Consider the following 7,185-nt stretch of genomic DNA (forward strand, 5'->3'; position numbering starts at 1 on the left):
GGAAGCCTCAAGAACTCCCATCATCGCAGGTCACAAGGCTCTTCCTCGTTCCCGGAGAAGTTGTCCACAAACGTCAGCCGGTGGATCCGGGCTGAGGCTAGCCCGCCTTCAATTCTTCCACGATACTCATCAATTTCCCATAGGTGGGATTTCTACCAAAGGAGGGATAGCGCCGGACAATAAAGTCCACAACCTCTTCCGAGAATCCGATGGACACCTCGACGAGTTGGGCGGTATCGCAATATCCAGGGACAGCATCCCAGGAGCGAGTGACCATCACTCTTCCATTTGCTGGAGTGAAGTTAATTAGCGTATCATCTTCGGTGAAACTAACACTCCCCACCACTCCATCCCGAACTTTCCTAACCGCATAAAGCAAACAGAAGACGAAATCAAGGGCCGGAGTCCCATGGAGCGACTCAGTTCCAAATCCATCGGTCACTATAGATACAGTTGTACCAAAATAGCCATATCGAAGGTTCGTCTCACTGGCGGCTTCCAGTCTATCCAGCTTGCTCGCCGTAGGCGCTTTCATAGACTCCGGCACAAAGTTGATATCAAACATTTCACTCCAAATCGTACGATTAAAACCTGATTTACCTGAAGTCGGTCCGGACTTCCCGCGCGAATTTTGGATGCGCGCGGGAAGTCCACCCGAAGGTGAAAAATTTACGGAATCGGATAAGCCGTTCGCAAACTGCCATCTCGATTCAGGACCACCGTTACGCCGTACCCCCTATTGGAGCCCAGCCCCCTAACTTGCTTTTCACTCAAAATCCCTACACCGTCCGGGCCTGCATTCACTCTACCTGAGTACTCGTAACCATCACGCCCCTCTTCAGTCTGCCTTCTCGCCGGATTATTCTTCACTACCTGCTGAATCCATTTCTGCACCTTCGCACCCTTGCCTATGAAAGCACCCTTCGTTTCGGGGTTATACAGTTCTGCGCCTACGCGGTGGGTCTCTTGTACGTGCCCCCAGCCATCCCAGTCATCGGTCTTCCAAGTGATATCTGGATTTTTCGCACCAGCATCAACTGAACTGGCGCCGGAGGATTCACTGCTCGCCTCGTTGAGAGCCTTACCCAGCCCCTTGCCGAGGTTGCCAGCGCCGTCCACAGCAACGTAGGCGCCGCGTACGATCCCCGTCGCGCCCACGGCTGCGACGGGCGCGCCGATGCCGCAGAGGACACCGGTGGCGCACATGCCTACGCCAGCCTCAGCGAGGAGCGAACCGCCGAACATCATGGCGAGACCGCCAGCAGTCTCTCGTCGGAGTCTCTGCGGAACTCGACCAGACCTCAGGCTCGTTAAAGATTGCACTGCCGTAGTTGACGATCGTGTCGGCGGGGCCTTCGAGGAAGTCTGGGATCCAGTCGCTGCCCCCGCTGTTCGTCGTGCCCGTGCTGCCGGTATGCGCGGTTCCGCAGGGGCAGACGCTTCCGCCGCCAGGGGTACCGTCGGCGTTCCTGTTGCTGCCTCCGTTGCCGGTGCTGGGGCCGTGTGGCTGGCCGTCGGCGCTACAGAACGGTGGGCACTGCTTGTCGTCGGCGCCGCTCCCGCCCGGGTCTGGGACCGTGACTTGCCCGGTGGGGTCGCTGTTGGTGATGGGGCTGTTGTTGGCATAGCTGTAGCCGTTGAGTGACTGGTGCTGGTCGAGGCTGAGGAGGGGGTCGACGCTGATGAACTGGCCGATGGCCGGGTCGTATTCGCGTGCTCCGACGTGGGTGAGACTTGTTGAGTCGTCTGCTGGTTTGCCGAGGAAGGCCTTGTCGTCGGGCCAGGTGGTGGCCTTGGTGCCTCGTGGTGCGCCGAACGGTGTCGTGTAGCGCTTGGTAATGGCGTACGTGGTGGCGTCGAACGCGAGGCTTGCTGTCCCATGGGGGTCGGAGGCGAGGAAGCTGAGTTTTGTGCCGGAGACACCGGACTTTGCGGTCCGGACTGCGATCGTCTGACCGTTGGCGGTGTAGTAGCGCGTCCCGGTGACCGTCTTGGTTGTGCCCTTGACTGTCAGTCGGACCTCTGAGCCGCCGAGGTAGAGGACGGTGTCGCCGTCTCCCTTGGCGCGGCGGATGAGGAGTTCGCCGCTGGCGTCGTAGAGGTAGCTGGTTTCCTTGGTGTTCTCGGTGGTCTTGGCCAGCTTGCCTTCGGTGTTCCAGACCAGGGACTGCTGCGCGCTGGGGCCGGGGCGTGCCGTGGTGTTTCCGGCCGCGTCGTAGGTGTAGCTGCCGGTTGTGGCTCCGGTGGTGTTGTCCAGGGTGTGGGGCTTGGTGTCGGTGGTGGCGTCGTACTGGTATGCGGTGGTGCTGTCGCCTGAGGTGGTGTGTTTGGTCTCGGTCTTGCGCTGGCCGGCGCTGGTGTAGGAGTAGGAGGTCCAGTAGGGTGCTGCGCCGTCGATGTTGGATGTGGTGCGGCCAGCGGCGGCACAGTCGGCGGTTTTGGGGGTCCAGGCTTCGGTGACGCGGCTGTTGCCGTCGTAGGTGAAGCACTGGTTGTCGGTTTTGGTGGTGCCGCCCTGGGTGGAGGCGTCGAAGATGGAGGTGACGTTGCCTGCGTCGTCCTGGGTGTAGGTGGTGTCCTGCGGTATGTAGCCGTGGACGTCGTCGGTGACGAAGGAGCGGGTCAGGCGGCGAGTGCCGGGTTGGTATTCCCAGTTGAGGTAGGCCTTCTTGGCCGAGTCTGCTCCATCCATGCCCAGTTGAAGCTGGGTCAGGTCGCCCTGGGGCGAGAATCCGGCGCCCTGAAGATACCCGGTTGTACCAACTGAGGATGTCTGCTGACCTGTGGCGTTGTATTCGTAGGAAACGACTTCGGAGGGAAGGCCGCCGACGGCCGGCTGGGAGGTCTGGCTGGTGGTGCCGTCCGCCTTGTAGCCGGTGGAGAACGCGAGCGTCGCGGGGACGCCAGCGCTGACCAGGGGGTCGGTGCTGGGAAGAATCAGCTGGCTTCCGGTGGCCCGGTAGAGACTGTCGTAGGCGGTGACCTTCTGGGTGTAGGCCTTGCCGGCTGCTCCGTCTTCGTAGCGGGTCGCGGTGTCGGGCTGTCCCTTGGCTACGGCGTCGAAGCCCCAGGCTGCGAGTTTGTTGGCGTCCGTCTTGTCGATCTGCCACATGTCCGTCTTGCGGCCGAGATTGTCGTACTGGTAGAGCAGCTTCTTGCTGGCGTCCTTGTTGGGTGTGGTGCTGATGACCTGGTCGAGGCTGTTGTACTCGGTGGCGCTGGTGCCCTTGTCCGGGTCGGTTGCAGTGACTTGGCGGCCGAAGAGGTCGTAGGTGTACGACCAGGTCGTCTTGTCCGGACCGGTGATCTTTTCCTGCTGGCCCGCGCGCGTGTAGGTGTATCCGGTGGTGGTGTAATCGGTGCCGGTCGGCTTGGCGTCGGCGTATTCGCGGCGTTCGGTGGTCTGGCCAAGACCGTTGGTGACGACGCCCGTGGCGTGGCCTCCGTCGGGTGCGCTGACCGAGACGGTGTCGCCGGTGTAGCTGGTGTCGATGGTCCAGCGGGGGAGGTTGAAGTTCTTCGTCACCATCTTGACGGCGCGCCCTGCGCTGTCGTAGGTGGTGTCGGTCTGGGCTGGTGCAGCGCCGCCCGCGGTCTGTACCGGCTGGCTGGACGGTGCGGAGGTGTTGTCCCAGATGTCGCCCTGCGCGCTGATGGCCAGACCGCGGTCATCGTAAAGGGTCAGGGACACGAGCCGGCCGCCGGAAGGGCTGGGGGTCTGGACCTGGCGGGTACGCAGGAGTGAGTCGTAGAACTCGTAGGTGGTGTTGTAGGCGGATGCCTCACCGTTGAGGGAGCCGGTGGACATCCAGGACATGGCCGAATTGGTGACGTGGTAGTCGTAGACGTAGTTCGGCGTCTTCTTCAGCGTGTGGGAGCGGTTGGGCAGCCACGCCTTGGTCACGCGTCCGAGACTGTCGAACTCGCTTTCGGTGATCTTGCTGTTGGGGTCGGTGACCTTGAGGACGGAGCCGGTGGCGAAGTCGATCGCGGACTTGGTCTTGTACGTTGCGGCGTCAGCGACCTCGCTCGCGGTCAGCGGACCGGCAGCGGTAGGTGTGTAGAGCGTCGAGGAGACGGTCAGGTCGTTGGCGTCTTTGACCACCTTGGGGCGGCCCAGGGTGTCGTAGTCGATGGTGCCGATCTTCTGCCAGCTCGGCGTGCCGTCGGCGGTGTAGCTCTTCGCCCGTCCTGTCCACTGCGCTTCGCCCTTGGTCGGGGTCTGCGTTGCTGTGTAGGTCTTGGAGTCGAACGTGGTGGCGGTGTCCGAGATGACGTCACCGGCGCGGGTGGCGTCGGTGGGCAGGTCAAGATCGGCGTTGAGGGTAGTGCAGGGTTTGGCGACCACCTGGATGCGGGAGACGAGGGTGTTGATGCCGGCGGCGTCGTTGCGGGCGTAGGTGTTGCGGGTGCACGTTTCGTCGCCGTTGACGGCGTCGTCGCCGCGGTCTTCGACCGTGGAGGTCATGCCGTAGTCGTCGTACGTCGTGATGGTGGTGCGGACACGGTCGTGGGGAGTGATGCCGCTGGTTACGTTGGTGCGTGCGTGGCTTGCTGCGGTGCGGACGTAGTAGGCCTCGGTGTCCGCGTACGACTTGTGCTGGGTGGCCGTCTTCTGTGACCAGGGGTCGTTGACCGTGCCGGAGACTTCTACCGCGCCGTTGTAGGTGACGCTTTCCCGGCTGAAGCCCGCGTACTGCTCGGAGTCGGTGATCTTCGCGGCCTTGATGCCGGTGACCTCGGCGGTCTTTCGGGCATCGGCGTCGGGGGTCGTTCCGTCCGTTCCGAGGACGCGGTCACCGTTCATGCCTCGCATGTAGACCGTGACGGTCTTCATCTGGTTGTTGTCGCTGTCACCGGTGAGGTGGGTGACCTTGCTGAAGCCGCGCCAGATGGACCAGGTTCGTTCCTTGGCCGGAGTCATCGGGTCGTCGTTGTAGTGCCAGGCGCCGCCGCCGGTGTACTGGTAGGTGTTCTGGACGGATTCTGAGCCGCCGAAGGGGTCGGAAGTACTGACGGAGGTGACCGGGTACTTCTGGAACCAGTCAAGGATCGGTGTCTTGCCTCCGTTGGGTGACCAGTACACCGGGTAGCAGCGCTTGGTGTTCTCATCGACCTTGGGCATGGTCTGCCCGGCCACACAGTCCGCCTCGGCGTAGGTGACGGCCGTCTGCGCTCCGGCCTCGGAGGTCACCGTCTGCAGGCGTGGCTTGTCGAGCGAGAGGATGTCGTCCGCCGCGCCGTCGACCCGGTTGGGCAGGAAGACGTGGGTGAACTTCACCGGGTCGAGGGAGAGTTCAGTTCCGTGTTTGCCCGTGTGCTTGATTTCATCGAGCCACAGCGACTGGTCGGTGGAGTCGCCGGTGTCGCCGGGGTCGAGGTAGCGCTGCTTGAGCGCCCAGGTGTCCACGGCCTCGAATGCGGGAGTGGCCGCTGCGGCGTTCCAGGCGTAGGTGGTGATGCCGGTCAGGCGCTTGCGGGTGAAGAAGGTGGGGGCGACGTTGCCGGTGCATTTGTCGCCGTCCTTGCAGATGGCGTCGAACGGCACGTCGGGCCAGCTGTCGCGGGTGTCTTCGGTGAGCGTGTCGCAGGTGCTGATGGAGGGATCGCAGCGTTCGTCGTAGCTGAAGACAACCTTGTCTGATGCGGCAGGTGAGCCGGAGAAGAGCGCGCCGGCACGCTGGCCGTAGCGGATCTCCTTGAGGTAGCCGCCGCGGGTGTAGTCGGTGCCGGTGGTGTCGTCGCCGAGCTTGTCGTAGTTGTTGTGCTCGTCGGTGTACCAGTAGGTCATGGCGTTGGCGTGGGTGTCCTCGACATAGTCGAGGTTCCAGCGCCAGGCCTGGGATTTGGCCCGGCCGGAGAACGATGTCCCGCTGCTGTATCCGGGCTCACCGGAGTCGTCGCCGAAGACGGGGACGGTCCATACGGAGTTGGTGCGGTCGCTGGCGGCCGCGCCGGTGAGTTTATTCTGGCCGAAGACGTACTTGGTGCCGTCGCCGGTGGTGACGGTCCAGAACTCGCCCTTGCCGTCGCCCTTCCCGTCGGCGATGTCGTCGCCGTCGTCGCCGTTGTCGGCGCCCGTGGAATGGGTGACCGTGGAGGCGTCGTCGTCCTTCAGGCGCCACTTGCCGGTGGTGTCGTCCTTCACCAGTTCGGTCGCTTTGCCGTTGAGGACCAGGGAGGCGTTCTCGTATTTCCAACACAGGTCGAACTTGTCGCTCTGGCCGTCGTCGTCACATGAGCCGTACTTGCGCTCGATGTACGACGAGGTGAGGTCGAAGCCTTCGCCGATCTGGCTGCCCTGGTTGTTGGTCGAGGCGGTCCGCCCGTCCACGCTGCCGGAGTCGTAGGAGATGTCCAGCTTCGGGGAGGGGCCCGCGGCCGCTGGCGGTGTGCGCAGCGGGTACGACCAGGTGAAGGTGCCGGAGGAGCCGCCGGCCGACCAGGTGGAGGCGGCAGCCAGAGGGGTGGCCTTGTAGTCGCCGCCGCCGGACTGGGTGCCGGCGGCGACGGTCAGCACCATCGTCTGGGGTGCACTGGAGGCAGGGGTGAAGGCGAGGGTGGACGAAAGACTCTCGTGCGCACGGTCGTTGTCCGAGGCGAGCAAGTCGGAGGTGCGGCACTTCTGCTTGTCCGGCGCCGTCAGCAGGCACGCGGGGAAGCTGCGTATCTGGAGGCGGCCGGCCCAGTCACCGCCGTAGGCGGTGGCGAAGGCTCCGTAGTCGATGCCCAGGCGTGCTGTGCCGCCTGCCGTGGGACCGGTGACGGCCAGGACCACGCCCTTGACGCCGAACCGTTTCGCGGCTGCCTGGTCCAGGACCTTCACGCTGACGGTCTTGGCGACCGGGACGCTCGTACTCTTGCTCGCCTGCGGTTCGGTGAGCGTCACCGGGAGCGCTCCCGGATCGGCCTTCGCCGTGCCTGCCTTGGTCAGCTTCAAGGTGGCGGTGCCAGCGCCGGGCCAGGTGACGGTGCGGCGCTGGTCGGCGTGGGCACGCCGGGATGCTGCGCGGTCGGCGGCGGCCGACTTCGCCACGATGGCGGCGTTCCTTTTGTCGGGCTTCGCCTTGAACGGGGAGACCTTCGTGGGCGTGGCTCGGTTCCGGTGCCGAGCGCCTGGCAGACGTCCTTGGCGCGGAGCCCTTCCCCGGCATGCTCAATGGCGGCGAGGATCTCGTGGTAGCC

General features: G+C 63.9%; 3 protein-coding genes. All 3 read right to left on the reverse strand.

The genetic code is table 11. From position 1 onward, the window contains the following. Positions 1 to 97: 97 nt before the first annotated feature. Positions 98 to 565: a hypothetical protein gene (locus ACFYR3_RS45340; RefSeq protein ID WP_389288255.1), complete on the reverse strand. Its 468-nt coding sequence runs from the start codon at positions 563 to 565 to the stop codon at positions 98 to 100. A gap of 104 nt (positions 566 to 669) precedes the next feature. Continuing rightward, entirely contained in the window at positions 670 to 1,206 is a 537-nt protein-coding gene (locus tag ACFYR3_RS45345) for a hypothetical protein (RefSeq protein ID WP_389288257.1), read from the reverse strand. Positions 1,207 to 1,219: 13 nt separating this feature from the next. Next, the gene (locus tag ACFYR3_RS45350) at positions 1,220 to 7,036 is read right to left on the reverse strand and encodes an RHS repeat-associated core domain-containing protein (RefSeq protein WP_389288259.1); all 5,817 of its coding nucleotides are present in this window, start codon (positions 7,034 to 7,036) and stop codon (positions 1,220 to 1,222) included. Between the last annotated feature and the right edge of the window lie 149 nt (positions 7,037 to 7,185).

The organism is Streptomyces sp. NPDC005784 (assembly GCF_042871525.1).
In the GTDB taxonomy this organism is placed as follows: domain Bacteria; phylum Actinomycetota; class Actinomycetes; order Streptomycetales; family Streptomycetaceae; genus Streptomyces.